At 76.9% G+C, this 26,439-nt stretch carries 18 protein-coding genes and 4 pseudogenes; 9 read left to right on the top strand and 13 right to left on the bottom strand.

Features of this window, described 5'->3' with window-relative positions; all coding sequences use genetic code 11:
• Window positions 1-9: 9 nt before the first annotated feature.
• The 6 genes and pseudogenes from P9841_RS15145 to tkt all read right to left on the bottom strand — a co-directional run bounded on the left by P9841_RS15145 (window position 10) and on the right by tkt (window position 6,549).
• The gene (locus P9841_RS15145; RefSeq protein ID WP_283319459.1) at window positions 10-1,137 is read right to left on the bottom strand and encodes a hypothetical protein; all 1,128 of its coding nucleotides are present in this window, start codon (window positions 1,135-1,137) and stop codon (window positions 10-12) included.
• 112 nt (window positions 1,138-1,249) lie between these two features.
• Entirely contained in the window at window positions 1,250-1,630 is a 381-nt protein-coding gene (locus P9841_RS15150) for a DUF5701 family protein (protein WP_283319460.1), read from the bottom strand.
• Window positions 1,627-1,959 carry a hypothetical protein gene (locus tag P9841_RS15155; RefSeq protein WP_283319461.1) on the bottom strand — a complete coding sequence of 111 codons (333 nt, stop codon included), beginning with the start codon at window positions 1,957-1,959 and terminating at the stop codon, window positions 1,627-1,629. The genes P9841_RS15150 and P9841_RS15155 overlap by 4 nt, the downstream gene beginning before the upstream one ends.
• Window positions 1,960-2,075: 116 nt before the next feature.
• Window positions 2,076-3,217, bottom strand: a pseudogene (locus P9841_RS15160) (DNA polymerase domain-containing protein).
• A 147-nt stretch (window positions 3,218-3,364) separates the two neighbouring features.
• A complete protein-coding gene (nrdI, locus tag P9841_RS15165; RefSeq protein ID WP_283321977.1) occupies window positions 3,365-3,799 on the bottom strand; it encodes a class Ib ribonucleoside-diphosphate reductase assembly flavoprotein NrdI in 435 nt (144 codons plus the stop codon).
• Window positions 3,800-4,384: 585 nt separating this feature from the next.
• Window positions 4,385-6,549, bottom strand: a pseudogene (tkt, locus tag P9841_RS15170) (transketolase).
• A 213-nt stretch (window positions 6,550-6,762) separates the two neighbouring features.
• Between tkt and P9841_RS15175 the strand changes: the two are divergent.
• Window positions 6,763-9,441, top strand: a complete 2,679-nt coding sequence (locus P9841_RS15175; protein ID WP_283319463.1) for a phosphoenolpyruvate carboxylase — start codon at window positions 6,763-6,765, stop codon at window positions 9,439-9,441.
• 214 nt (window positions 9,442-9,655) lie between these two features.
• Here P9841_RS15175 and P9841_RS15180 read toward each other — a convergent pair whose 3' ends face one another.
• The 4 genes and pseudogenes from P9841_RS15180 to P9841_RS15195 all read right to left on the bottom strand — a co-directional run bounded on the left by P9841_RS15180 (window position 9,656) and on the right by P9841_RS15195 (window position 16,490).
• Window positions 9,656-10,864 (bottom strand): cobalamin-independent methionine synthase II family protein, encoded by a 1,209-nt coding sequence (locus P9841_RS15180; RefSeq protein WP_283319464.1) that lies wholly within the window; start codon window positions 10,862-10,864, stop codon window positions 9,656-9,658.
• 80 nt (window positions 10,865-10,944) lie between these two features.
• A pseudogene (locus tag P9841_RS15185) lies at window positions 10,945-12,634 on the bottom strand (long-chain-fatty-acid--CoA ligase).
• A gap of 67 nt (window positions 12,635-12,701) precedes the next feature.
• On the bottom strand, window positions 12,702-13,379 hold the full coding sequence (locus P9841_RS15190; RefSeq protein WP_283319465.1) for an alpha/beta fold hydrolase: 678 nt from the start codon (window positions 13,377-13,379) through the stop codon (window positions 12,702-12,704).
• Between the two features lie 117 nt (window positions 13,380-13,496).
• A complete protein-coding gene (locus P9841_RS15195) occupies window positions 13,497-16,490 on the bottom strand; it encodes a helix-turn-helix transcriptional regulator (RefSeq protein WP_283319466.1) in 2,994 nt (997 codons plus the stop codon).
• A 405-nt stretch (window positions 16,491-16,895) separates the two neighbouring features.
• Here P9841_RS15195 and P9841_RS15200 point away from each other — a divergent pair, with 405 nt between their 5' ends.
• Window positions 16,896-17,609, top strand: a complete 714-nt coding sequence (locus P9841_RS15200; protein WP_283319467.1) for an HAD-IA family hydrolase — start codon at window positions 16,896-16,898, stop codon at window positions 17,607-17,609.
• Window positions 17,610-17,727: 118 nt separating this feature from the next.
• On the top strand, window positions 17,728-18,123 hold the full coding sequence (locus P9841_RS15205) for a PspC domain-containing protein (RefSeq protein ID WP_283319468.1): 396 nt from the start codon (window positions 17,728-17,730) through the stop codon (window positions 18,121-18,123).
• A 24-nt stretch (window positions 18,124-18,147) separates the two neighbouring features.
• Here the strand turns inward: P9841_RS15205 and P9841_RS15210 are convergent, their stop codons facing one another.
• A complete protein-coding gene (locus tag P9841_RS15210) occupies window positions 18,148-18,393 on the bottom strand; it encodes a hypothetical protein (RefSeq protein WP_283319469.1) in 246 nt (81 codons plus the stop codon).
• Window positions 18,394-18,437: 44 nt separating this feature from the next.
• Window positions 18,438-19,889, bottom strand: coding sequence for a DHA2 family efflux MFS transporter permease subunit (locus P9841_RS15215; RefSeq protein WP_283319470.1), 1,452 nt, complete (start codon window positions 19,887-19,889; stop codon window positions 18,438-18,440).
• Window positions 19,890-20,038: 149 nt separating this feature from the next.
• Between P9841_RS15215 and P9841_RS15220 the strand changes: the two genes are divergently transcribed.
• Window positions 20,039-20,485 (top strand): ATP-binding protein, encoded by a 447-nt coding sequence (locus P9841_RS15220; protein WP_283319471.1) that lies wholly within the window; start codon window positions 20,039-20,041, stop codon window positions 20,483-20,485.
• 25 nt (window positions 20,486-20,510) lie between these two features.
• Here the strand turns inward: P9841_RS15220 and P9841_RS15225 are convergent, their stop codons facing one another.
• On the bottom strand, window positions 20,511-21,281 hold the full coding sequence (locus P9841_RS15225) for an endonuclease/exonuclease/phosphatase family protein (protein WP_283319472.1): 771 nt from the start codon (window positions 21,279-21,281) through the stop codon (window positions 20,511-20,513).
• Window positions 21,282-21,338: 57 nt separating this feature from the next.
• Here P9841_RS15225 and P9841_RS15230 point away from each other — a divergent pair, with 57 nt between their 5' ends.
• From P9841_RS15230 to P9841_RS15250, 5 genes and pseudogenes are all read left to right on the top strand, one after another.
• Window positions 21,339-21,968: a nucleotidyltransferase family protein gene (locus tag P9841_RS15230; protein ID WP_283319473.1), complete on the top strand. Its 630-nt coding sequence runs from the start codon at window positions 21,339-21,341 to the stop codon at window positions 21,966-21,968.
• 98 nt (window positions 21,969-22,066) lie between these two features.
• Window positions 22,067-22,699, top strand: coding sequence for an RNA polymerase sigma factor (locus P9841_RS15235; protein WP_349306905.1), 633 nt, complete (start codon window positions 22,067-22,069; stop codon window positions 22,697-22,699).
• Window positions 22,700-22,762: 63 nt separating this feature from the next.
• Window positions 22,763-24,307 (top strand): hypothetical protein, encoded by a 1,545-nt coding sequence (locus P9841_RS15240; RefSeq protein WP_283319474.1) that lies wholly within the window; start codon window positions 22,763-22,765, stop codon window positions 24,305-24,307.
• A 201-nt stretch (window positions 24,308-24,508) separates the two neighbouring features.
• Window positions 24,509-25,087, top strand: coding sequence for a hypothetical protein (locus tag P9841_RS15245; RefSeq protein ID WP_283319475.1), 579 nt, complete (start codon window positions 24,509-24,511; stop codon window positions 25,085-25,087).
• Window positions 25,088-25,224: 137 nt separating this feature from the next.
• Window positions 25,225-26,221: pseudogene (locus tag P9841_RS15250) on the top strand (5'-3' exonuclease).
• Window positions 26,222-26,439 lie beyond the last annotated feature (218 nt).

The following is a 26,439-nucleotide window of genomic DNA, read 5'->3' on the forward strand; positions in this document are numbered from 1 at the left end:
GCCCGGCGGTCACGGTCCCGCGGTCACGACCTCGCGCTCCGCGCGCCGCACCACGTACCGGTCGCTGAGCACCACGACCAGCGTGATGACGTACGCGAAGAACAGCACGTCCGCGGCGGACAGGATGCCGCGTCGCCCGCCGACCAGGGCCGTCAGCAGCACCAGGGCGACGGCGTTCACGACGAACGAGACCACCGCCGTCGTCACGGGCCCCCGACCGGGGCCGCCCGTGCGGGCCACGAGGGCGGCGTTCGCCAGCACGACGAGCGCCACGACGAGGACCACCTGCGTCGGGCGCGGCTCCGGCCCCGGGTAGACCTCCACGAGGATCACGGTCAGCAGGGCCGTCAGCACGACCTTCTCGACCAGCGGCCACCCCCGGTCCGTCCGGACGCGGGCGGGGCTCCCGGCGGGCACCCAGCCGATCGCCGCGCTCACGGCGTCCGCGTCGAACCGCCACGGCCAGTCCGGGCGCGGCAGGCGGGGCCACGCCCACCTCGCCACCAGGACGAGGACCACGGCCAGGGCGACCAGGACCGCCGCGACCCACGGCCGGTTCCGGAACCCCGCGGCCCAGCCGTCCGCCGGGTCGACCCCGAGGACCACCCGCGCGAACTCGTCCGTGGCGTCCAGCTGCGCGACGTGGATCCACCACTCCTGCGGCAGCTTGACGACGACCCAGATCACCGCCGCGGTCACCACCAGCGCCCGCCGGCTGATCCGCAGCGGGTTCCAGCGGGTCCGCACGGCCTCGACGGCGATCACGACGTACTCGAACGTGTTCGGGAAGACCAGGAGCAGCCAGCGCGCCCCGGTGAGCTCGAACGCCAGCACCCCCACGAGCCGGTAGTACCAGAGGGCCGCGACCAGGGCGACGGAGAACCGGTCCGGCCAGTTCCGCCGCACCGCCAGGTACGTGATCGCCAGGTAGTAGACGTCCAGGGCCTTGTCGAACGACTGGTACCAGTCGACCCCGACGTCCGTCAGCGCGGACAGGATGCCGCCGTCCACGCCGTCGACAATGAGCGACGCCAGCAGCGCCGGCAGCGGGAAGCGGGGGATGAGCAGCGGGACCGCGAGGCGCAGCACCAGGACGACGGCGATCACGCTGCCGTCGGTGAGCGAGTCGGCCGACATGCCCGCAACCTAGTGCCGCGACGCACCCGGGCGGCAGGGGCGCCGCGCCGGGGCGTGGCAGCCCGGGTCTCGGGCGAGCGGCGGGCCCGGGCGGTGCGGCCGCCGCGGCACGTCAGCCCGCGGGCACCCGCGCTCCCGCGGAGGCCGCCCCCAGCCACGTGTGCGGGTTGCGGTCCCAGCACCAGCCCAGCTTCGGCGCGCGGGCGCTGATCCACACCGCCGGCACCCGCTGGTTCCGCGCGCGCGACCCCAGGAGCGAGAAGCACCGGTTCGGTCGCAGCATGTCGGGGCGCAGCGCCACGAGGGCCAGGCCCTCCGCGATGGTCAGCGGCACGCGGCCGCGCCGCCGCACCGTCACGAGCGCCTGCTCCGGCGGCACACCGCAGAACTCCGACCCCGTGTCGACGTCCGTCAGCAGGTACGGCCCCGCAGGCGCCACCGCGTCCGGCAGCGGCAGGTAGGTCGCCAGCTCGTCGTCGTCGATGACGCTCACCCCGGGCGCGGCCCGCGGCGGGTCGCGGCGACGGCGGCGTTCGCCCGCGTCGTGCCGCCGTCCAGCACCAGGACGAACGGGACGTGGTCCTGCGGCGGCACCGTGCTCGCCGGCAGGTCGTCGACGACCCGGTGCAGCGGCACGACCGCCGCGGCGAGGTCGGCAGCCGTCCACCCGTGCAGCGTCGCGAGACCCAGGTCGACCGCGGCCCGGACCTGCCGGTCCAGCTCGGTGCGGGCGGAGGCGTCGGGGTCGAACGGGTCCGCCCGGCGGTCGGCGGCAGCGACGGTCGGCCAGGCGGGATCGGCGGGGACGACAGGGACGGGCACGGGCGCTCCGTTCGTCGGGCGGTCGGGAGCGGGTCAACGTCCGCCGCGGTCGGCGAGTTCCCTCGCGCCGGTGGTGGCGCCGGTGCCGGGTGCTCGGGCTCGGCTCGGGCCCGGGTTCAGCCGTCCGCGCCGTCCGTGGCGGGCGCGTCGTCGGAGCCGGTGGCCTCCCGGGGCCGGTCGCGGTCCCTGCTCGGCTGCACCCGCTTCGGCTCGCCCGGCATCTTCGGGTACTCCGGCGGGTACGGCAGGTCGCCCAGGTCGTGGTCCCGCTCGTCGCGCGCCGCCAGCTCCAGCAGCCCGTCGAGGGACCCGGCCGGGACGTCCTCGGTGCCGGGCGCCGGTGACGTCCGGGCGACGAGCGGTGCGAACAGGTCGCCGACCTCCGCGAACCGGGCCGGCATCGTCGTCACGTCGAAGTCGTCGGGGTGCACGTCCGGCACCTCCTCCCAGCGCAGCGGCGCCGAGACCGTCGCCCGGCGGTTCGGGCGCACCGAGTACGCCGAGGCGATCGTGCGGTCCCGGGCCATCTGGTTGTAGTCGACGAAGATCGCCTCGCCGCGCTCCTCCTTCCACCACCGCGTGGTGACCTGACCCGGCAGCCGCCGCTCCAGCTCCCGGCCCAGCGCGATGACGGCGCGGCGGCACTGCGTGAACGACCAGCGGGGCTCGATCGGCACGAAGATGTGGATGCCCCGCCCCCGGACGTCTTCGGGAAGCCGGTCAGGCCGTGCTCGGCCAGCACCTCCCGCACGTGCGGCGCGACGCGGGCCGCGTCGTCGAACGAGGTGCCGGGCTGGGGGTCCAGGTCGATGCGCAGCTGGTCGGGCGCCTCGACGTCGGCCCGCGTCACCGGCCACGGGTGGAACGTCAGCGTGCCGAGGTTCGCCGCCCACGCGACGACCGCGAGCTCCGTCGGCGTCACCTCGTCGGCCGTCCGCCCGGACGGGAACGTGATCGTCGTCGACTCGACGTAGTCCGGCGCGCCCTGGGGGACGCGCTTCTGGAAGAACGCGTCGCCCCTGTTGTCCGCCCGGGTCGACAGCCGGGCGCCCTCGAACCACCCGCGCGGCCAGCGCTCGAGCGTCGTCGGGCGGTCGAGCAGCGCACCGAGGATGCCGTCGCCGACCGACACGAAGTACCGCACGACGTCCAGCTTGGTCAGGCCGCGGTCGGGGAAGTACACCTTGTCCGGGTTCGAGACCCGCACGGTGCGCCCGCGCACCTCGATCTCCTCGGCCGGCACCTTCGAGGGGCTCATCCGCTCACGGTAGGGGCCGTCCCCGACACGCGCACCCCTGACGTGACCCGGCGTGAGCGCGCGGGTGCGGGGCGGGGCGTGGGTGGGGCCTGCGGTCGGCGGGCGGGCGGCCCGGCGGGCAGGGCCGCGACGGGTGCGGGGAGGTCGTCAGGCGGCCGGCTCGTCGCCGCCGCGGGCGAGCGCCGCGTCCAGGTCCGCGAGGATCCGCCGGCACTCCTCGACGTCCCAGGGCGTCCCGGCGATCTCGAACTCGAACAGCACCGGCCGCCCGGACCTCGCGGCGATCTGGCGTGCGGCCATCTGGTAGTGCCGGCCGAAGTTCCGGTTGCCGGAGCCGATGACGCCGACCATCCGCCGCCGGTTCACCGGCGAGCGCAGGAACCGGCGCACCGCCTCGGGGATCGTGTCGTTCCGGTCGTTGCCCGTCTTGTACGACGGAGTCAGCAGCACCCACGGGCCGTCGGCCTCGCCCAGCCGGTGCTCGCGCTCCGACAGGTCGAACACCGGCCGCCCGAGCCGCTCCGCGAAGGACCGCACCAGCCCCGACTTGCTGGAGTAGAAGTACACCGGGGTCTGCCGCACGCTCACCCTCCCGACCCTCCCGCGCCCACCCCCGCCGGCCCGGAGGACCAAGGTCCCGCACCCCGCACCCCGCACCCGGCACCCGCAGCCCGCCCGCTGCGGCCCCTCCCCCCCGCTGCGGCCCCTCCCCGCCCGCTGCGGCCCCTCCCCGTCCGCCACCGCCACCCCACCTCTCCCCGTTCCGGAGGCTCCGACCGTGATCGGAGGGAGGCGCGCGGGATCGGAGGTGTCCGGGGAGCCCTCCGATCCCGCGCCGGACTCTCCGTGGCCCGTCGGAGCCTCCGAACGTGGGGGTACGCGCGCGCCGCCGGCCCTCCGCCCATCGCGGGAGCACCGGGTCCACCGCGCGTCGACCTCCCATGGCCGCCCTCGTTCGGAGGCTCCGACCGTCATCGGAGGGAAGCGCGCGGGATCGGAGGTGTCCGGGGAGCCCTCCGATCCCGCGCCGGACTCTCCGTGCCCCGTCGGAGCCTCCGAACGGGGAGAGGGGTGCCGCCAACGGGGAGAGGGGGTGCGGGTGGGCGGGACGGCGACGGCCGGGTACCCGCAGGGGTACCCGGCCGTCGTGGCGTCAGCGCGTGCGGGTCAGAGCTGGTCGCCCGTGCCGCTGGTCGACGGGGCGCTCGCGTCGGACGCGGGTCCGGAGTCGCCGCGGGCCGCCGCGATCGACTCGTGCGCCGCCGCGACCACGGCGTCCGCCGTGATGCCGAACTCCTGGTACAGCGTCTCGTAGGCCGCGGAGGCGCCGTAGTGCTCGAGCGAGACGGCGCGGCCGGCGTCGCCGAGGATCTTCCACCAGGACAGCGCGATGCCGGCCTCGACGGACACCCGCGCGCGGACGGACGACGGCAGGACCGACTCGCGGTAGGCCTCGTCCTGCTCGGCGAACCACTCCAGCGACGGCGCGGAGACCACGCGGGTCGGGACGCCGGCGGCCTCGAGGGTCTCGCGGGCCGCGACCGCCAGCTGCACCTCGGAGCCGGTGCCGATGAGGATGACCTCCGGCGTGCCGGTGGAGGCCTCGAGCAGCGTGTACGCGCCGCGGGCGACGCCCTCGGCGGACGCGAAGCCCTCCTCGCCGCGGGGGAACGTCGGGACGTTCTGCCGGGTGAGGATGAGGGCGGCGGGGCCGTCGGTGCGCTCGAGGATCGCCTTCCACGCCTGCGCCGTCTCGTTGGCGTCGGCGGGGCGGACGACCGCGAGGCCCGGGATGGCCCGGACGGCGGTGAGGTGCTCGACCGGCTGGTGGGTCGGGCCGTCCTCGCCGAGGCCGATCGAGTCGTGCGTCCACACGTAGATCGCCGGGACGCCCATGAGCGACGCGAGGCGCACCGCGCCGCGCATGTAGTCGGAGAACGTGAAGAAGGTCCCGCCGTACGCGCGCGTCAGGCCGTGCAGGGCGATGCCCGACAGGATCGCGCCCATGCCGTGCTCGCGGATGCCGAAGTGCAGCGTGCGGCCGTACTCGTTGCCGGCGAACTCGTGCGTGGACCGCTCGGCGGGGATGAAGGACGGCTCGCCCTTCATGGTGGTGTTGTTCGAGCCGGCGAGGTCGGCGGAGCCGCCCCAGAGCTCGGGCAGCACCGGCGCGAGGGCGGACAGCACCTCGCCGGAGGCGGCGCGGGTGGCGACGGCCTTGCCGGCGGGGAACGTCGGCAGCGCGTCGGCCCAGCCGGCGGGCAGCTTGCCGGCGCGCAGGCGCTCGAGCAGCTCGGCGCGCTCCGGGTTCGCCTCGCGCCAGGCGTCGAAGCCCTTGCTCCACTCGGCCTTGGCGGCCGCGCCGCGCTCGAGGGCCTTGCGGGTGTGCGCGATGACCTCGGGGGCGACGTCGAAGGTCTTCTCGGGGTCGAAGCCGAGGACCTCCTTGAGGCCGCGGACCTCGTCGGTGCCCAGCTTGGAGCCGTGCGAGCCGTGGGTGTTCTGCTTGGTCGGCGACGGCCAGGCGATGATCGTCCGCAGGCCGATGAACGACGGGCGGTCGGTGACGGCCTTCGCGGCCTCGATCGCGGCGTGCAGCGCGTCCACGTTCTCCGTGTACTCGCCGCCCTCGGTCCAGTCGACGAGCTGCACGTGCCAGCCGTACGCCTCGTACCGCTTGAGGACGTCCTCGGTGAACGCGATCTCGGTGTCGCCCTCGATCGAGATGTGGTTGTCGTCCCAGATCGCGATGAGGTTGCCGAGCTTCTGCGTGCCGGCGATGGACGACGCCTCGGAGGACACGCCCTCCTGCAGGTCGCCGTCGGAGCAGATCGTGTAGACGAAGTGGTCGAACGGGCTGGTGCCCGGGGCGGCCTCGGGGTCGAGCAGGCCGCGCTCGCGGCGGGCGGCCATCGCGAAGCCGACGGCGGACGAGATGCCCTGGCCGAGCGGCCCGGTGGTGATCTCGACGCCCTTCGTGTGCTTGTACTCGGGGTGCCCGGGGGTCTTGGAGCCCCACGTCCGCAGCGCCTCGATGTCCTCGAGCTCCAGGCCGAACCCGGCGAGGTAGAGCTGGATGTACTGCGTCAGCGACGAGTGCCCGGCCGAGAGGATGAACCGGTCCCGGCCCAGCCACTGGGGGTCCGCGGGGTCGTGCCGCATGACGTTCTGGTAGAGCAGGTAGGCCGCCGGGGCCAGGCTGATGGCCGTCCCGGGGTGGCCGTTGCCGACCTTCTCGACCGCGTCCGCCGCGAGCACGCGCACCGTGTCCACAGCCTTGTGGTCCAGCCGGTCCAGCCGACCGACTGGGCGAGGGGAGCCTTCGCGTTCACCGCACCTCTTTTCCGCCCGGACCGGCGGCCCGGGGCATCGGGGGTTCAGGCCCGCCGGCCGCCGGCAGCGGCCGGTCACGGGCACCGGGTCCGAGCCTAGACTCCTGGGCGCATCGCGCAGGACACGGGCCGCGTGACGTCCGGTGAGCGGGACGGGTGGTCGACTGGCGGACAGCCGTCTCGTGCGTCGGACGGTTGACCTACTCTTGACCCGTGACCGACCCCCAGCCCTCGCTCGAGGCCCGCCGTGGCCTCGCGCGCCACGAGGTCCCCGACCCGCTGCGCAACGACGTCCGGATGCTCGGCGAGTTCCTCGGCCGCGTCATCCGGGAGTCCGGCGGCGACGACCTGTTCGACGACGTGGAGCGCGTGCGCTCCCTGACCATCCGGGCCCACGACGAGCAGGACCTGTCCGCGCTCGCCGAGGCCGAGGAGCTCGTCGCGTCGTTCAGCATCGAGCGCGCCCAGCAGGTGGCCCGCGCGTTCACCTGCTACTTTCACCTGGCGAACCTCGCCGAGGAGCACCACCGCGTCCGCGTGCTGCGCGACCGCGAGGCCGAGCTGCCCGCCGGTGAGCTCATGCAGGACGACTCCCTGCCCGCCGCCATCGACGCCCTGGCCCAGGAGGTCGGGCGCGACGAGGCGCTGCGCCGGCTCCAGGAGCTCGAGTTCCGCCCGGTGCTCACCGCGCACCCGACGGAGGCCCGGCGCCGCTCCGTGTCGCGGGCGATCCGCCGCATCTCGGACCTGCTGGCCGAGCGGGACGCGCGCGCCGCCGGCGGCGGCACCTCCCGTGCGGAGAACGACCGCCGCGTGCTCGAGGAGATCGACACGCTGTGGCGCACCTCCCCGCTGCGGACGCAGAAGCCGACGGTGCTCGACGAGGTCCGCACCGTCATGAACATCTTCGACACCACGCTGTTCGAGACGTTCCCCACCGTGTACCGCCGACTCGACGACTGGCTGAGCGGGGACGGCGCCGGGCGCCGGCAGCCCGCCGTGCGGCCGTTCGTGCGGCTCGGGTCGTGGATCGGCGGCGACCGTGACGGCAACCCGAACGTCACCGCCGAGGTGACGCGGGCCGCGGCGGCGCTCGCGAACGAGCACGTGCTCGGCGCGCTGGAGGAGTCCGCGCGGCGGATCTCCGGGAAGCTGACGCTCGACGCGACCGGCACGCCGGCCTCCGCGGAGCTCACCGCTCTCTGGCACCGGCAGCGCGACCTGTCCGAGGCGGCCGCCGCGAAGGCCGCGAACGAGGTCCGCGACCAGCCGCACCGCCGGGCGCTGCGGATGATCGCCGAGCGCATCGCGGCGACCCGGCGGCGCGACGCCGACCTGTCGTACGCCGGGCCGGAGGAGCTGCTCGCCGACCTCGACGTCGTGCAGCAGTCGCTCGTGGCCGCGGGTGCCGAGCGCGCCGCGTTCGGTGACCTGCAGCGCCTCGTGTGGCAGGTGCAGACCTTCGGGTTCCACCTGGCGGAGCTCGAGGTGCGGCAGCACTCGCAGGTGCACGCGGCGGCGCTCGCGGACATCGCCGAGCACGGCCTGGACGGCGAGCTGCAGCCCCGCACGGTCGAGGTGCTCGACACGTACCGCGCGATCGGGGCGGTGCAGCGCCGCTACGGCGTCGCGGCCGCGCGGCGGTACATCGTGTCGTTCACGCAGGCGCCCGAGCACCTGTCCGCCGTGTACGAGCTGGCGGAGCTCGTGTTCCCGGACCCGGCGACCCGGCCGGTCATCGACGCCGTCCCCCTGTTCGAGACGTTCGCGGATCTCGAGGCCAGCGTCGACATCCTCGAGGAGATGCTGACGCTGCCGGCCGTGCAGGCCCGGCTCGCGCAGAACGGCCGGCACGTCGAGGTCATGCTCGGCTACTCCGACTCCTCGAAGGACGTCGGGCCCGTGGCGGCGACCCTCGCCCTCGACGTCGCGCAGAGCCGGATCGCGCAGTGGGGCCAGCGCCACGGGCTGCGGCTCACGCTGTTCCACGGCCGCGGCGGCGCCCTCGGGCGTGGTGGCGGCCCCGCGAACCGCGCGGTGCTCGCGCAGCCGCCGGGCTCCGTCGACGGCCGCTTCAAGCTCACCGAGCAGGGCGAGGTCATCTTCGCGCGCTACGGCAACCCGGTGATCGGCGAGCGGCACATCGAGCAGGTCGCCGCGGCCACCCTGCTGGCCGGTGCGCCGTCCACGGAGAAGCGCAACGCCGCCGCGACGGGGCGGTTCGCCGACCTGGCCGCCGCGCTGGACGCGTCGTCCCGCACGCGGTTCTACGAGCTGGTGCGCGCCCCCGGGTTCCCGCAGTGGTTCGCGCAGGTGACCCCGCTGGAGGAGATCGGGCTGCTGCCCATCGGCTCGCGCCCGGCCCGCCGCGGCCTGTCCGTCGAGTCGCTGGACGACCTCCGGGCCATCCCGTGGGTGTTCTCCTGGTCGCAGGCGCGGACGAACCTCGCCGGCTGGTTCGGCCTCGGGACGGCGCTGCAGTCCGTCGGTGACCTCGCGGAGCTGCAGGCGGCGTACGACGAGTGGCCGCTGTTCAGCACGATGATCGACAACGTCGAGATGTCCCTGGCCAAGACGGACGAGCGGCTCGCCGAGCGCTACCTGGCGCTCGGCGACCGCGACGACCTGGCGGGCCTCGTGCTCGAGGAGATGGCGCTGACCCGGCACTGGGTGCTCGCCATCACCGGGTCGGACAGCATCCTCGCCCGCCGGCGGATCCTCGGCCGTGCCGTGCAGCTGCGCAGCCCGTACGTCGACGCGCTGTCCCTGCTGCAGCTGCGGGCCCTGCGGGCGCTGCGGACGGGCGAGTCGGAGGACCACGTCGAGGACAACAAGCGGCTGCTGCTGCTCACCGTGAACGGCGTCGCCGCCGGCCTGCAGAACACCGGCTGACCGGCGCCGGCCCCGGCGGCACGCGAACGGCCCGGCAGCCCGCGGAGGGGCTGCCGGGCCGTTCGCGTGCGCCCGGGTGGCCGTGGCCCCCTGCGAGGGCCGTTCGCGCGTGGGCGTGCGGGTTCCCCCGGGCGTTCGGATCCGTCCGCGCGGACACGTCGGGCGTGTCGGTACGTTCGGATCCGAACGGGTGCCAGAGGGGCGGTGGCCGGGGTCAGGACCAGAGGCGGGAGGTCGCCAGGCGGGCGCCCTCGACCAGGGCCTCGAGCTTCGCCCACGCGATCTGGTGGTGGATGCGCCCGCCCAGGCCGCAGTCGGTGGCCGCGACGACGTTCTCCCGCCCGACGAGCCGCGCGAACCGCTCGATGCGGTCGGCGACGACCTCGGGGTGCTCCACGACGTTGGTGGCGTGGGAGACGACGCCCGGGAGGATGAGCTTGCCCTCGGGCAGCGCCACGTCCTCCCAGACGCGCCACTCGTGCTCGTGCCGGACGTTGCCCGCCTCGAACGAGTACGCGCCGGCGTCGACCTTGAGCATCGTGGACACGATGTCGGCCATCGGCAGGTCCGTGGTGTGCGGCCCGTGCCAGGAGCCCCAGCACAGGTGGTAGCGGATGCGGTCCTGCGGGAGGCCGCGCAGGGCGTGGTTGAGGGCCTCGACGTTGCGCTCGGTGAAGCGCACGTAGTCCTCGACCGTCGGCTCGGGGGTGATCTGGTCCCAGTTCTCCGCCATCGACGGGTCGTCGATCTGCAGCACCAGGCCGGCGTCGATGATCGCGACGTACTCCTCGCGCAGCGCGTCGGCGAGCGCCCAGACGTACTCCTCGTCGGTGGCGTAGTAGCCGTTGGCCATGCGGGCCGCCGACCCGGGCGCGATCGAGGTCACGAAGCCCTCGCGGGCGCCGGTGGCGTCGAGCGCCGAGCGCAGGTTCGCGACGTCCTGCGCCACCGCCGCCTGACCCGTGTACGACAGCGGGGCGACGGCGGTCGGGAACGGCTTCGGCGAGCCGCCGTGGAACACGCCGCTGGTCGGGTCGGCGTAGGCCTCCTCGAACCGGGCGCGGTCGCGGCGGCGGGCGAAGCCGGTCACCCGGACGTCGCCCGGGCCGGACTGCACGTCGGCGAACAGCCACTCGGCGCCGCTGCGCAGCTCCAGGCCACCCAGGCGCTGGAACGAGTACGACCACCAGGCGCCGTAGTCGATCGGGCTGCTCATCGACTTGCCGAACTCGCCGTCGCCGGGGACGTCGATCCCGATCTCGACCTGGCGCCGGACCAGGTCGGTGACCGCCGCGGAGAGCAGCTCCTCGTAGCCGGCCGGGTCCTCGCCGGCCTCGCGCGCGGCGTTGGCGGCGATGAGCTCCGGGGTGCGGGGCAGGCTGCCGGCGTGGCTGGTCAGGACGTGGTCGGTGCTGCGGATCATCGGGTCTCCCGGCTGGGCAGGTGGGTCGTCGTCATCGTGGCACAGCGCCGCGCGCCGCCCCGGGGCCGGTCCACCCCCGGTCACAGCCGGGGCAGCACCAGCTCGCGCACCTGCTTGCGCAGGACCTTGCCGAGCATCGACCGCGGGGTGTCCTCGATCGCGACCACCCGCGCCGGCACCTTGTAGGCCGCGAGGTGCTCCCGGCAGTACGCCCGCAGCGCGGCCTCGTCCAGGGTGGCGCCCGGCTCGAGCTCGACGGCCGCCACGACCATCTCCCCGCCCCGTTCCAGCGGCTTGCCGATCACCGCGGCGTCCGCGACGGTCGGGTGCCCGCGCAGCACCGCCTCGACCTCGGACGGCGAGACGTTGAAGCCGCCGGTGATGATGAGCTCCTTCGCCCGGTCGACGATGGTGGTGAAGCCGTCCGCGTCGACCGTGACGATGTCGCCGGTCCGCAGCCACCCGCCCGGCAGCAGCGTGGCCGCGGTCTCGTCGGGGTTGTTCCAGTAGCCCGCGAACACCTGCGGCCCGTGCAGCAGCAGCTCCCCGGGTTCGCCCTGCGGCACGTCGACGTCGGGGTGCTCGGGGTCGACGACCCGCATCCGCGTCGACGGGAACGGGATGCCGATGGTGCCCGCACGCCGGGACGGGTGGAACGGGTTGCCGAGCGCGACGGGGAGGACTCCGTCATGCCGTAGCCCTCCACGAGCAGGCCGCCGGACATCGACTCCCAGAGCTCGACGGTCGCGTCGGGCAGGTTCATCGCGCCGGAGATGCAGAACCGGCACGACGCGAGCGAGAGACGCCGCGCTCCTTGGCGGCCATCGCGGTGCGCTCGTAGATCGGCGGGACCGCGCAGTAGACGGTCGCGGGCGACTTCCTCATCGCGTCCAGCACCAGGCCGGTGTCGAACTTCGGGAACAGGACGATCAGCGCCTGCTTGCGGATGCCGTAGGTGAGGTACAGCGTCATGCCGAACGCGTGGAACATCGGCAGGATCGCGTAGAACACCTCCTTGCGGTACTCGGCGCCGTGCATCCACGCCTCGCCCTGCAGCGCGTTGGCGTACAGGTTGAGGTGGGTCAGCATCGCCCCCTTGGGGCGGCCCGTGGTGCCGGAGGTGTACTGGATGGCGGCGAGGTCGGCCACACCGGGACGCGGGTGGTCCGCGGCGAGCCGGCCGTGACCCAGCAGGTCCTCCCACGGGATCGTCCCGGGGGCCGGCGCGGTCAGGGACCGCCGCGTGGCGCGCAGGCTCGGGACGGGCAGCGCGAGCGCCGCCCGCTTCACCGCGGGGAAGGCGCGCAGCAGGTTCACGGAGACGATGTGGTCGAGCTCGACGTCCGGCGGGAACGCGCGGAGCTGCTCGACGGCCTTGTCCCACGCGATGACGACCCGGGCCTGGTGGTCCTCGAACTGGTGGCGCAGCTCCCGCGAGGTGTACAGCGGGTTGTGCTCGACGACGACCGCGCCGAGCCGCAGCACGGCGTAGAACGCGACGACGTGCTGCGGGCAGTTCGGCAGCAGCAGCGCGACGCGGTCCCGGGCGCGGACCCCGAGCCGTCGCAGGCCCTCCGCGGCGCGCTCGACCTGCTCACCGAGCTCGGCGTAGCTGGTGCGGCGCCCGAAGAACTCCAGCGCGGGGTGGTCGCCGCCCTCGGCGACCGAGCGCTCGAGCATGGCGACGAGGGACTCCGTCGGCAGCTCGATGTCGGCGGGCACGCCGGGCTGGTAGTGCGCGACCCAGGGGCGGTCGTCGGTCGAGGTCATGGGCGCCATTGTGGCCGCCCGGCGGGCCGCCCGGGGGCGGAACGCGCGGCGCCGCGGCGGGCGCCGGTCAGCCCAGGCGGGGCGTGGGCAGGGGCACGCGGCGCGCGAGGTCCCGCAGCACGTGCAGCAGGATCCGGTTGAACGCGACCGGGGCGTGGCTGTTGACGTCGTGGCCGGCGCCCGGCACCACCCACAGCCGCGCGCCCGGGTTCGCCCCGAGGTAGCGGCGGGCGCCGAACCGCAGCGGGTCGCGCGAGCCGTTGACGAGCCAGACCGGCAGCGCCAGGCGGCGCAGGTCCCGCAGCGGGGAGTAGCCGTGCAGCGCGGCGAGCATGTCCGTGACGACGTGCCAGGTGCCGCCGCCGAGGCCGAGCGCGGGGACCAGCCGGCGGGAGGCGCGGCGGTAGGCCCGCAGCGGCTTGCCCTTGAGGTCGGTGGAGCAGCCCGCGAGCAGGACGCCGGCGAGGCGGTCCTCGTGCTCGCCGGCGTACGCCAGCGCCATGTAGCCGCCGAGCGACAGCCCGACCAGCAGCGGCGGGGAGTCGCAGGAGCGCACGGCGTCGTCGATCGCCGCGAGCCCGCCCTCGAACGTGAACCGCTCGGCGGACCGGCTGCCGTGGCCCGGCAGGTCGATGGCGACGGTCGCGTGGCCGCCGTGCGTCAGCGCCCGGACCTGGTCCTCCCAGATCGCGGAGGACGTCCGGGTGCCGTGCACGAGGACGATCGGGTGCGGTGAGCTGGACATGCGCCCTTTCCGAGCGGGAGCGCGCGGCGTGGCCGGCGGGGAGAGCCGCGGCACGGCGCCGCGGGGCGTACCCACGGTAACCGCCGAACCTGGGCGCCGCCTGGGACGCCCCCGCCTTCACCCGGGTGAGCCCCGGCCGTCGGACGGCGCCGTGCCCGCGGGCCGTCCGCCGGGTCCCGCGCCGAGCAGGCCGCGCCGGTGGGCGACCGCCACCGCCTCCGCGCGCCCGCCCGCCCCGAGCTTCGCGAGCACCCGGGAGACGTGCACGGAGACGGTCTTGCCGCTGATGTAGAGGCGCTCGCCGATCTGGCGGTTGCTCAGCCCCTCGGCGACGAGCGCGAGCACCTCCGCCTCGCGGGCGGTGAGCACGTCGCCGCCCGCGGTCGCCACACCCGGCAGGTCGAGCCGCGCCCGGCGGGCCAGGTCGGCCAGCGCGGTGGCGAGCGGCGCGGCGCCCATCGCCCGGGCGTCCGCCAGCGCCGCGGCGGCCTGGACCCGGGCTCCGTCGCGGTCCCCGGAGGCGACCAGGGCCTCCGCCCAGCGCCACCGGGTGCGTGCGTGCTCGTACCGGTAGCCGTAGTCGAACGCCTCCGTGGCGCGCCGCCAGGTCTCGGGGTCGGCGGCGCCGGTGAGCCGCGCGTGCTCCGCGTGCGCCCGGGCGAGCCACGCCCGGCCCTCCGGGCCGAGCTGCCCCCCGCGGGGCCGGCCGCGGTCGGCGGTGACGACGGCGCGGTTCAGCAGCCGGGCGCCCGTCTCCAGGCGCGGCGCCGGGTCGCGGCCGGCGAGCCGGTCGGCCGCCGCCTGGTCCGCCAGCGCCGCGATCCCCAGCGCGGACAGCCAGATGCCGCCGAGGAAGTAGTCGGACCAGACCCGGCCGATCTCGTCGAGCAGCTCGTGCGCGAGTGCCACCGCCTCGTCCAGGCGGCCGGACCACGTCAGGGCGTCGACCGAGCAGCCGCCCGCGATGAGCGTGATCATCGTGTCGCCGTGGGGCCCGCGCAGCAGCTCCAGGCTCCGCCCGGCCGCGTCGGCGTCGCCCCGCGCGACCGCGGCGTACGTCTGCACGCCGGCCACGACCGCGGCGGCGCGCGGCGGTCCCGGGTCGGAGGAGGCGGGCGGCGGCGTGAGGTCGCCCCGGGCGTAGCGCACGATGTCCTGCAGCAGGCGCAGCTCGACGCCGTACGGCCCCCAGGTGAGGCCCGCGGACGCCGCGCGGTCGAGCCCCGCCGAGATGATCGCGGCCGCCTCGTCGAGCGCCCCCGCGTAGTACCTGTTCGCCCCGAGGTTGTAGGTGCACCGCAGCTCGGTCGTGACGTCCCCGGCGTCCCGCGCGCGCCGCAGGGCCTCGCCCAGCAGGTCGGCGGCGCGCGTGGCGTCGTCCACCACGAGCATCGCCAGCGAGATGAGGGCGTCCGCCTCGGCGTCGCGCGCCCCCGCCGCGCGCGCCTCCTCGACCGCGGCGCTCGCGGCGGACTCGGCCTGCTCGTCCAGGTCGGAGTTCAGCGCGGCGCGGGCGTGCGTCGCGAGCGCCCAGGCGCGGTCGGCGTCCGGCGTGCCGCCGGGGTCCAGGCCGGCCAGGGCGCGGTCGGTCTCGCGCAGGGCCTCGTCCACGCGCTCGGCACCCAGCAGGTGCCGGGCCAGTGTGGTGCGCAGCGCGGCCACGCGCCGGGCGGTGGCGCGGTCCCGCGGGGCGGGGGAGCCGTCGACCTCCGCGACCGCCTCCCGTGCCATCTGCACGGCGCGCTCCGCCAGACCGGCCCGGCCTCCCGCCGCGGCCGCCGCGAGCAGCACGTCGACGCGCTCCTCGCCGAGGTCGTCCGCGGCGGTGGGCACGCCCGGCCAGAGCCGCAGGACGGTCTCGAGGTGGCGCAGCTCCTCGGCGGGGGCCAGGACGCGACCGGCCTCGCGCGCGGCCTCCCGGGACGCGACGAGCGCGAGCCGCTGGTCGTGCGAGAGCAGGGCGTGGTGCGCGCGCTCGGCCGCCGTCGCCAGCGCCGGGTCGGCCCCGGCCGCCTGCAGGTAGTCGCGGTGCAGGGAGACCTGCTCGCCGGGCAGCAGGTCCGCGTAGACGGCCTCGGCGAGCAGCGCGTGCCGGAACGCGATCCGGCCGTCCTCGCTGCCGAGCACGTGGTGGGCGACGGCGTCCCGCAGCGTCGCGTCGAACGCCGCGTGGTGCTCCGGCCCGGCGCCGGGGCCGGTCACGACCGCGCGCAGCAGCGGCTCCGCCACGCGCCGTCCCGCGGCGGACGCGGCCCGCACCAGCCGCTGGACCTGCGGGTCGAGCTGCTCGAGCCGCGCGCGCAGCACGTCGGCGAGCGTGCCGGGCAGGTCCGTCGGCGCCCGGAGCAGCTCCTCGGCGAAGTACGCGTTGCCCTCCGAGCGCAGCACCACGCGCCGCAGCGTCTCCTCCGGGACGGGCCGGCCGGCGAGCGCGGTCGTGAACGCGCGCAGCTCGTCGGGCGTGAACGGGGGCAGGTCGACGCGCTCGACGCGGGGGTGCCGCCCGAGCTCGGCGAGCACCGGGCGCAGCGGGTGCCGGCGGTGCAGGTCGTCCGCGCGGTACGACCCGACGACCAGCACCGGCTCGGTCCGCAGCCGGGCGACGAGGTACCGCAGGAGGTCGCGGCTCGACGCGTCCGCCCAGTGCAGGTCCTCCAGCACGAGCACCAGCGGCGCGCCGGGACGTCCCGCCGCCGACAGCACCGCGGCCACGCCGTCGAAGAGCTGGAGCCGCTCGGCCTGCTCGTCGCCGCCGACCGGCTCCGCGGGGTCGGACGACCCGGCGGGCAGCAGGCGGCGCAGGGCGGGCCGGGACGCCACCGCGGCGGCGACCTCGGCGGGGCCGTCCGTGACGAGCTGCAGCAGGGCGTCCGCGAACGGCAGGTACGGCAGCCCGATCTCGCCCAGGTCCACGCAGTGCGCGACGACGACGGTGGCGCCCTCCGCCGTGGCGAGCTGCGCGGTGTGGCCGAGAAGCCGCGTCTTGCCGACCCCCGCGTCCGCCCCGAGCAGCACGAGGCCCGGCTCGCCCGACGCCGCCCGGCGCACGGCCGCGAGCAGCGTCGCGACCTGCTCGCCGCGCGCGACGAACGGGGCCGTCGACCGTGTCATGCGGTCGATGGTCGCAGGTGCCACCGACAGCCGACGAGGGTCCGCGCGGACCTCCGCCGCGGCCGCCGCCGGCCCCGGCGCCACGCCGGTCAGCGCCGCCGCCGGCGCCAGCGCCACCCCAGGTCCGCGCCCCGCACGGCGGCGCGCACCACCTCCTGCCGGTAGGCCACCTCGGCGTCCAGCGCCGGTCCCCACACCGTGTCCATGTCCTCGCCCTCCCCGCGTCGTGCCGGCCGGTCCCCCGGTGGTCCTGCCGGCACCTCCTACCGTGGTGCTGAGGGCCGGTCCGGCGGATCGGGCGACCGCCCCGACCTCGGCGGCTCCCGCCGCGACCCCCGCCCTGAGGCGGTGCTGAGGTGGTCATGAGGCGGTGCTGAGGTGCCCGGACGTGCGAGGCTCGGGGCCATGACGACGCCCACCGGCCCCGCCGCCACGACCCCGTCCGACACCCCGCGGGACGTCCTCGCGGAGGTCTTCGACGCCGTGCTGCTCGACATGGACGGGACGCTGATCTCCTCCACGCGGTCCGTCGAGCGGTGCTGGCTACGCCTCGCGCAGGAGTTCGGGATGCCGACCGACGACCTCAGCCCGTTCGGGTTCCACGGGGTGCCGGCGCGCGACATCGTCGACCTGCTGCTGCCGGACGCCCCGGCCGAGGTCCGGGCGGCCGCGCTCGACCGCGTGGTGGAGCTGGAGGTCGCGGACACCGAGGGCATCGAGGAGCTGCCGGGCGCCGGCGACGCCCTGACGCTGCTCGGGGCGGCGGGCAGGGCCGCCCTCGTGACGTCGTGCGGGCGGCGGCTCGCGGCCGCGCGGGTCGGCGCCGTCGGCCTCGCGGTGCCGACCGCGGTCGTCACGGCCGACGACGTCGCGCGCGGCAAGCCCGACCCGGAGCCGTACCTGGCCGGTGCCGCGCTGCTGGGGGCGGACCCGCGGCGGTGCCTCGTCGTCGAGGACGCCGCGTCCGGCGTGGCCGCGGGCCGCGCCGCGGGGGCCGCGACGCTCGGACTGCGCACCACGGAGCCCGACGGGCCCGCCGGCGCCGACCTCGTGGTGGCCGACCTCGCGGCGGTGCGGTTCTCCGTCGAGGAGGACGGCGTCCGGGTGCACCTGCGCTGATCGTCAGGGTGCGGTTCAGGGTCGGGCCAGGGTCCGCCCCGGATGTGCCGCACGCCCCCGCCCGGCACCGTAGGAGGTGTCGCGACGGCGACACCCGAGACGACAGGAGTGACTGACGATGACCGGCATCTACGAGGCGATGTGGCGCAACGGCCTGGTGCGCCCGCTCGACGGCCGCGTGCTCGGCGGCGTGTGCAGCGGGCTCGCGCGACGGTTCGGCATGGACGCGTGGCCCATGCGGTGGCTGTTCGTGATCGTGCTGATCGTGCTGCCCGGGAGCCCGCTGCTGATCTACCCGCTGCTGTGGATCTTCATGCCGGGCGAGGACTGGGTGGCCCGGACGCACGGCCCCTCGGCCTACGACGCGGCCTTCCCCGGCTCGCGACCGGTGCAGCAGCCGCCGTACCCGCCGTACCAGGCGCAGCAGCCCTCCGCGGCGCAGCCCGACGCCGGTCAGCCGTACCCGCCCGCCCCGGGTCAGGGCCCGCAGGACCCGGCCGCCGGTCCGCGCTGACCGACCGGTCCGCCGCCGGGGGGCTCAGCCCAGCACCTCGACCTCGACCTCCCAGGCGAGGTCGTCGAGCACCTCGGCGGCGTGGGCGCGGGCGACCCGGACCGCGGTCTCGAGGTCGGGCGCCTCGCCCCGCAGGTCGAACGTGACGCGGCCGCCGGTGAACGCCGGCGGCGCGTCGTCGCGCAGCGCACCGAGGGCGTCCGCCATGCCGGCACGCGTCTCGTCGTCCGGCACGTCGGGGACGGTCAGGTGGGCGACGTAGTCGGGCATGCCCTCATCGTGCCGGACACCACCGACAGCCGACGGGACCGCCCTCAGGCCTCCGTCCGGGGGACCCGGCGCGGGTCGGGAGGGCGGACGGCTGCCGCCGACCCGGGGACGCCGACGGCCGCGACCGCGGCACCCGCGGCCATGAGTACCGCGCACGCCCGCATGGCGACCGGGTGGGCACCGGCCAGCACCGTCGGGTCGGACAGCCCCGCCCCGACCCCGGCGACGAGCGGCAGCACGGCCACCGCGAGCAGGCCCGCGACCCGCGCGACGGCGTTGTTCGTGGCCGACGCGACGCCGGCGAGGTGGTCGGGCGCCGCGCCCAGGGCGGTGGCTGTCAGGGGCGCGACGGTGAGCACCAGACCCGCGCCGACCACGACGACCCCGGGCAGCACGCCCGCGACGTACCCGGTGCCCGGCCCGATCCCGGCGAGCAGCAGCGCACCCGCCCCCGCGAGCAGCGGCCCGGCGGTCATGGGGATGCGGGGACCGATCCGGGCGCCCAGGGCCCCGCCGCGTGCGGACAGCAGCAGCATCAGCAGCGTGGACGGCAGCGCCGCGACGCCCGCCGCGAGCGGTGACCAGCCGACGACCACCTGCAGCGTCACCGGCAGGAAGAAGAAGATCCCGGTCAGCGCGGCGTACACGAGCAGCGTCGCCAGGTTCACGGCGGCGAACGGTCGCCAGCGGAACAGCCGCAGCGGGAGCGCGGCGTGGTCGGAGCGGGCCTCGGCGGCAACGAAGGCGCCCAGCGCCAGGACGCCGGCGACCCCGACGGCGGCCACCGTGGCGTCGGCCCGGCCGCGCTCCGACCAGGCGGTCAGCGACCACGTCAGCGCCCCGAGGCTCGTCCCGGCGAGGACGGTCCCGAGCCAGTCGAGGCGGCGCGGCGCCTCGGGGTCCGACGACTCCGGCACCCACCGCAGCGCGACGACGACGACCAGCGCGGCGAGCGGGATGTTGATCCCGAACACCCAGCGCCAGCCGGCCTCCTCGACGATCCAGCCGCCGAGGAACGGGGCGATCGCGCCGGCCGCGCCCGACAGGCCCGACCACGCCCCGATCGCGCGGGCCCGGTCCTGCTCCGCGAACGAGCCCTGCAGGATCGCCAGCGACCCGGGGGTGAGCAGGGCGCCGCCGACGCCCTGCAGCGCCCGCGCGGCGACGAGCAGCCCCACGGTCGGCGCGAGCGCGCAGAGCACCGACGCGTCGGCGAACGCCACCGTCCCGACGAGGAACAGCCGCCGGCGGCCGAACCGGTCGCCCAGCGAGCCGCCGAGCAGCAGCAGCGCGGCGAGCGTCAGCGCGTAGCCGTTGACGGTCCACTGCAGGCCCGCGGTGGTGGCGCCCAGGTCGTCCGCGATGGTGGGCAGCGCGATCCCGACGATCGTCCCGTCGAGGAACACCAGCGCGGACCCGAGCACCGTGGCGAGCAGCGTCCCGCGCCCCGCGGCCGTGCCCAGCGTCATCCCGGACGTGCTCGCGCCCCCCGCCATCCGCGCTCCTCCCGGCCGCTCCGCGCCCTGCGACCGTACGTCCGCCCGCCCCCCGGAGGAAGCCCCGGCCGGTCCGGGCGACCCACCCGGTGCGTCCACGGTGTGGCGTTCGCGCAGCGGAGCGGCGCCGCGTCGGGCACAGTAGGCGGGTGGGTGACGTCAGGGACCTCCGTTCGGCGCCGGGAGCGAGGCGTGCGGACGCACGCGCGGAGCACGACGAGCTCGTCCTCGACGCCCGGCGCTCCGCCCCCCGCGCGGCGCGGCACTGGATCATGCACCGGGTCGCCGCGTCGGGCGTGCAGGGCTCCGCGAACCAGGTGATCGAGCTGCTGACGGGCGAGGTCGTCGCGAACGCCGTCGTGCACGGGCCGGAGCACGGCCGGGTGCGTGTCGCGGTCCGGATCGACCACCGCGGGGTGCGCGTGTCGGTGAGCGACGAGAGCCCCGCCCCTCCGCAGGTGCAGCACCCCGCGCCGACCGCGGTCTCCGGGCGCGGCATGGCGCTCGTGGAGGCGCTGTCACGGACGTGGGGCGTCGACCTGCACGACGGCGAGGGCAAGACGGTCTGGTTCGTCGTCGACCCCGAGGCCGACTGAGTCGACCGCGCGTCCGGTCCGGGCGTCAGCGACGGCCGAGCGCCAGGTCCACCACGAGGGCCCGGTGGTCCGACATCCCCGTGTCGACGGCGACCGGCTCGCTCGACGGCTCCACCGGCCCGTCGAGCAGCACGTGGTCGATCTGCCGGTCCGGGACCTCGACCGGGAACGTGTCGACGCGGCCCACGGAGCGCCAGCCCGTGACCCGCTGCGGCACCGAGCCCTCCAGGTTGAGGTCGCCGACGACGGCGAGCGGACGCGGCAGCGCTCGGCAGGCCCGTACGAGGTGCCGGAGCTGCACGACGTTCCACCCCGTGATGAAGGTGAGGTGGGTCGCCACCACGGTCACCGGGCCCGCGGGCGTCTCGACCCGCGCGGCGAGCGCCGCCCGCTGCTCGTCCTGCACGAGGGACGGCCGCCGCGTCCCCCGGTGCACCATCGGCACGCGCCGGCGCAGCGTCGGCAGCGTCAGGACCCGCCACGACGAGACCGGGTGCCGGCTGAGCAGCGCGATGCCGTAGGCGGCGATCGCCGGCTGGTCCTCGCCGGTCGCGGCGGTCCAGGTGCCGGGGTGGCCGTGGAGCGTCGCGACGAACCGGTGCTCGCCGGCGCCCATCGCCTCGGCGGCGACGGCCGTGAGGTCCGCCTGGTGGGAGCGCGGCTGGTCCCGGTCGACCTCCTGGAGCGCCAGGACGTCGGCGTCCAGGCCGCGCACCGCTCCGGCGAACCGGTCGAGGTCGACCCTGCCGTCGCTGAGGCCGCGCCCGTGCAGGATGTTGAAGGTCGCGAGTCGCACGATCCGATTGTCCCCGTCGGCCTGCGGCTGCGCCCGTCGTCGTGTACACACGTCGCCATGAGCGACGCAACGCCGGGAGCCGGCGCGCCGGGTGCCGAGGTCCAGGCGGGCGCCGCCGCGCCGGACGACCCGCGGGCGGCCCTGCAGGACGCGCTGCGCATGACGGCCGTCGCCCTGGAGGACGCCGGGATCCCGTTCGCGCTGGTCGGCGGGTACGCAGCCTGGGCGCGCGGCGCGCCGGAGCCGAGCCACGACGCCGACTTCGCGGTGACGCAGGAGGACGTGCCCCGGGCCCAGGAGGCGATCGCGGCCGCCGGGCTGGACGTCCGCGAGCCCGCCGAGAACTGGCTGTTCAAGGCGTACCACCGCGGTGCCCTCGTCGACGTGCTCTACCGCATGGTGGGGGAGCCGATCACCCGGGAGATGCTGGCCCGCAGCGACACCATGGAGGTGCTCGCCGTGCGCATGCCGGTGCTGGACGCGACGGACATCATCTCCGCGAAGATGCGGGTGCTCGGGGAGCACTACTGCGACTTCACCCGGATGATCGCGATGGTCCGGGCGCTCCGCGAGCAGGTCGACTGGCACCGCGTCCGCCGGGAGACCGCCGAGACGCCGTACGGGCGCGCGTTCCTGCTGCTGGTGCACGAGCTCGGGATCTCCCCGGTCGGCCCGGAGCCGCGCTGAGGAACCGGTCGGCGAGCCGGTGCAAGACGCGTGCGCGTCGCGACACAGTAGGGTCACCGGCCCGTCCCAGGCGCCGGCCGACCACCCGAGGGGATCGCGTGCACAGCCGCCAGCAGCCTGCCGCCGGGCCGACCGCCGACGCCTCCGACGCGCGCCCGCCCGGGGCGCCGTCGCCCGGGGGTGCCGCGACGCCCGCCGGCACCGGTCCCGGGCTCCCCGCGGACGCAGGCGCGGACCGCGGAGTGCCGCCGGGGGCCGCCCGGGGGGACGCGTGGTTCGACGACCTGTTCCGCGCGCACGCCCGCGCGGTGCACCGCTACCTGCTGCGCCGTGGCGCCGGGGAGGACGCCGAGGACCTCGCGGCCGACGTGCTCACCGTGGCCTGGCGGCGCCGCGACGAGCTGCCGGAGGGCATGGAGCTCGCGTGGCTGTACCGCGCGGCCGGGTTCGTGCTGGCGAACCACCGGCGCAAGGGCCGCCCGGTCCCGGTCGCGGAGGTGCCGGACGAGCCGGACCCGGCGGACCCCGCGGTGCACGCCGTGCGCGACGAGCGGGTCCGCGAGGCGCTCGGCCGGCTGAGCGCGCGGGACCGGCAGGTGCTGCTGCTCACGGCGTGGGAGGGCGTGACGGGGGACGACCTGGCGCTCGTGCTCGGCGTCTCGCGGGGCGGTGCCGACGCGGCGCTCTCCCGGGCGCGGTCCCGGCTGCGCGAGGTGTGGGCCGCCGACTGACCCGGCCCGGCGGGTCGCCGACCCGTCGGGTGCAAGCGCGGGCGCGCCCGCCACACACACGGGGTGGACGCGCCCCGGCCGGACGCCGCGGGCGCCAGCGACCAGGAGGCCGACGTGGACGAGCAGCAGCACCCCCACCCGCAGCCCGGGGACGCCGGGGACGACGAGGCGTTCGCGCGGCTGCGTGCCGCGGACCCCGCGGCGGACGCGCGGCTCGACGCCGGCGCGCTGCGCGCCGAGGTCGCGCGCCGCACGGCGGGTGACGGGGCGGCGCCGCGCGACGGGGCCGACGTGCCCCCGGACGGCGCGACGGTGACCACGCTGGCGGGACGGCGCCGCAGCCGGTGGCTGCAGGTCGCGGCGGTGGGGGTGGGCGCGGCCCTGCTGGCCGGTGGCGGCGGCTACGCGATCGGCGCGGCCGGCGACGGCGGGGACGACCTGGCCGGGACCGCCGGCCCGATCGTGCTCGGGCAGGGCGGGGCGACCGGGCTCTCCGGCGCGGCCGACGGCCCGGAGACGGCCGCGGGCGCGGACGCCATGCGGATCGCCCCCGGGTTCGGCAGCGGGCGCGCGGAGTTCACCGCCCAGGGCCTGCCGGACGACGCCGGCACCGCCCACGCCTGGGCCCTGGACGCGGCGTCGGTGTTCTCGGCCGAGACGGTCGCGCGGGTCGCGGCGGCGCTGGGCGTGACCGGCGAGCCCCGCCTGCAGTGGGGGGCGTGGACGGTCGGACCGGACGACGGCAGCGGGCCGAGCGTGTCCCTCCAGCCGGACGGCACCGCGAGCATCAGCTACTACGACCCGACCCGCGACCCGTGGGCGTGCACGGCGTCCGCCGCCGACGAGCCGGGCCTGCCCGAGGCGGGCGGCGGCACGGAGGGCGCCGAGGGCACCGACGGCACCGACGGCACCGACGGCACCGCGCCGGCCCCCGGCGACGTCGCGACCATCGAGCCCGGCCTCGTCGACCCGGGCGTGCCGGTCGACCCGTCGGCGTCGTGCGACCCCGCCGCGGGCGGCGACGCGCCGACGGGTGACGCGGCGGTCGCGGCGGCGCGCGACCTGCTGGCCGAGCTGGGCGTGGACCCGGACGGGTTCGTGTACGAGGTCGCGGACGCGGGCACCCCGCGGGCCAGCACGGTGCTCGCGGACCAGGTCGTCGACGGGCAGCGCACGGGCCTGGCCTGGAACCTCACGCTGGTCGACGGCGGCGTGCAGTCGCTGTACGGGGGGCTCGCGCCGCTCGTGGACCTCGGGGAGTACCCGGTGGTCGGCGCGGCGACGGCCGCGGCACGGCTCGAGGACCCGCGGTTCGGCGGCGGCTGGGGCGGCGTGATGCCGCTCGCCCGCGCCGAGGCCTCGGACGACGCGGCGGTGACGGCGGACCCGTCCGCCGACCCGACGGTGCCGCCCACCGCGACGCCGGGTGCGGCCATCGCCTGGCCGGTGCAGCACGTGACCCTGACCGGCGCCCGCCTGGGCGTGACGGTGCTGTACCAGCCGGACGGCGCCGCGCTGCTGGTCCCGGCGTACGAGCTCACGGACACGGACGGCGGCACGTGGAGCGTCGTGGCCGTCGCGGAGGAGCAGCTCGACTTCGCCGGGTGACGTCGGGCGCCGGTGAGCCGGCGCAGGACGACCCGGTGACCGGCCGCGGAGGGGCGGCCGGGAGGGAACGGGCGGGGCGGGCCGGAGGGGGCCCGCCCCGCCCGTCGCGTCCGCCGGGGAGGTCGCGCCCGGAGGTCGTGGCGGGGCTCGCGGGGAGCGCCTGCGGTTGCCGTCCGGCGCAGGGCGCGCGACCGTCGGGACATGGGCCGACGACACCGCGCAGGCGACCACCACCACGACCGGCACCACGCGCGCCACGGGCGGGTCGGCGCGACCGACCCGACGGTTGCGCTCCCCGGGGCCGGTCGCGCGCGACGCGGCGGCACGCGGGACGCCCGCCGGACGGCGTCGGGCACCCGGGCGGGCCTGCTGCTGCGCGCGGCGGTCCTCGGCGTCGCCGCCGGCAGCCGGGCGTCGCTCGCCGTCGCCGCGCCGGCGCTCGCGGACCCCGGCTCGCGGGGCGTGACGCGCCTGCTCACCCGGGCGGGCGTGGCCGTCGAGCTCGTCGGGGACAAGCTGCCGAGCACGCCGAGCCGGCTGCTGCCCCCGGGGCCCCAGAGCCGCGCGGTCGCGGCGGCGCTCGGCGGCGCGGCCCTCGCCCGGCAGCGCGGCCGGTCCGTGTGGCTCCCGGCGGCGACCGCGGCGCTGTGGTCGACGGCGGGCACGTGGGGCGGAGCGGCGTGGCGCACGTGGGCGGCGCAGCGGGGCCCGGACTGGCGGGGCGCGCTCGCGGAGGACGCGGTCGCCGTCACCCTGGCCCGGCTGGCCGCCCGCCGCTGAGCCCCGACGGGCCGGGTCCGGGAGCGCAGGCGGCTCACCCGCGCGGGCCACGCTGCTGGTGCCCCGGCCCGCGACCGGCGAGACTGCCGCCGTGCCCGTCTCCCCGCGGCACCGCCCGCCCAGGCCCCGGAGGACCGATGACCAGCCGACCCGGCTCGCTGATGCTGCTCGACTCGGCGTCGCTCTACTTCCGTGCGTTCTACGGGGTCCCCGACTCGGTGACCGCCCCGGACGGCACCCCCGTGAACGCGGTGCGGGGGCTGCTCGACATGATCGCGCGGCTGGTGACGGACCACCGGCCGGAGCGCCTGGTGGCGTGCTGGGACGAGGACTGGCGCCCGGCGTTCCGCGTCGCGGCCATCCCGTCGTACAAGGCGCACCGGGCGGTCGGCGGCGCGCAGGCCGCGGCGGAGGCGGCCGAGGGGGGTCGTCGCGGTCGCGGAGGAGGTACCGGACGCGCTCGCGCCGCAGGTGCCGGTGATCGCGGAGGTGCTGGCGGCCCTGGGCATCGCGCGGGCGGGTGCCGAGGGCTACGAGGCCGACGACGTGATCGGCACGCTCACCGCGCGCGAGGTCGCGTCGGGCTCCGGCGCGCCCGTGCTGGTCGTGACGGGGGACCGGGACCTGTTCCAGCTCGTCGACGACGACGCCGGCGTCCGCGTGCTGTACACGGTCCGCGGCATCAAGGACGTCGAGGTGGTGGACGCGGCCCGGCTGCACGAGCGGTACGCCGTCGCCACCGGCGCGGCCTACGCGGACATGGCGGTGCTGCGCGGCGACCCGAGCGACGGCCTGCCGGGTGTCCCCGGGATCGGGGAGAAGACCGCGGCGGCGCTGCTCGCCCGGTACGGCGACCTGCCGTCGGTGCTCGCCGCGCGGGACGCCGCGGACGCCGGGCTGACGGCCGCCCAGCGCCGCCGGCTGGTCGACGCCGACGCGTACCTCGCGGTCGCGCCCGGCGTCGTGCGGGTGGCGTCCGACGCCCCGGTGCGGCTGGCCGGCGGTGCGGCGGACCCGGAGCGCTTCACGCTGCCGCGCGGGCCTGTCGACGGCGAGGCGCTCGTCGACCTCACGGCGCGGTGGGGGCTCGAGTCGAGCGTGCGCCGGGTGCTGACCGCGCTCGCGCAGCGCTGACGGCCGGCGCCCGCAGGCCCGCGCAGGTCCGCACAGGTCCGCGCCGGTCCGCGTCGGGCGTGAGAGAGGGGGTCACCGCCCCCGGTGACCCCCTCCGCGCGGCCGGTTCCCCCGAGCCGCCGCGCCGCGGCCGGCCGGCCCTGGATCACCCCGGACCGTCCGGCCGCCCCCCGGTCCCGGGCGGCGCGGCACCCCTCCGTGCCGCACCGCCCGGCGGG

Source organism: Cellulomonas sp. ES6 (assembly GCF_030053835.1).
In the GTDB taxonomy this organism is placed as follows: domain Bacteria; phylum Actinomycetota; class Actinomycetes; order Actinomycetales; family Cellulomonadaceae; genus Cellulomonas.

Excerpts from the sequence above, each read along its gene's own strand:
- P9841_RS15210 (WP_283319469.1), bottom strand. The coding sequence starts at position 18,393 with ATGCCCGACTACGTCGCCCACCTGACCGTCCCCGACGTGCCGGACGAC.
- P9841_RS15230 (WP_283319473.1), top strand. The coding sequence starts at position 21,339 with ATGAGCGACGCAACGCCGGGAGCCGGCGCGCCGGGTGCCGAGGTCCAG.
- P9841_RS15245 (WP_283319475.1), top strand. The coding sequence starts at position 24,509 with ATGGGCCGACGACACCGCGCAGGCGACCACCACCACGACCGGCACCAC.
- P9841_RS15205 (WP_283319468.1), top strand. The coding sequence starts at position 17,728 with ATGACCGGCATCTACGAGGCGATGTGGCGCAACGGCCTGGTGCGCCCG.
- P9841_RS15200 (WP_283319467.1), top strand. The coding sequence starts at position 16,896 with ATGACGACGCCCACCGGCCCCGCCGCCACGACCCCGTCCGACACCCCG.
- P9841_RS15180 (WP_283319464.1), bottom strand. The coding sequence starts at position 10,864 with ATGATCCGCAGCACCGACCACGTCCTGACCAGCCACGCCGGCAGCCTG.
- P9841_RS15190 (WP_283319465.1), bottom strand. The coding sequence starts at position 13,379 with ATGTCCAGCTCACCGCACCCGATCGTCCTCGTGCACGGCACCCGGACG.
- P9841_RS15195 (WP_283319466.1), bottom strand. The coding sequence starts at position 16,490 with ATGACACGGTCGACGGCCCCGTTCGTCGCGCGCGGCGAGCAGGTCGCG.
- P9841_RS15215 (WP_283319470.1), bottom strand. The coding sequence starts at position 19,889 with ATGGCGGGGGGCGCGAGCACGTCCGGGATGACGCTGGGCACGGCCGCG.
- P9841_RS15145 (WP_283319459.1), bottom strand. The coding sequence starts at position 1,137 with ATGTCGGCCGACTCGCTCACCGACGGCAGCGTGATCGCCGTCGTCCTG.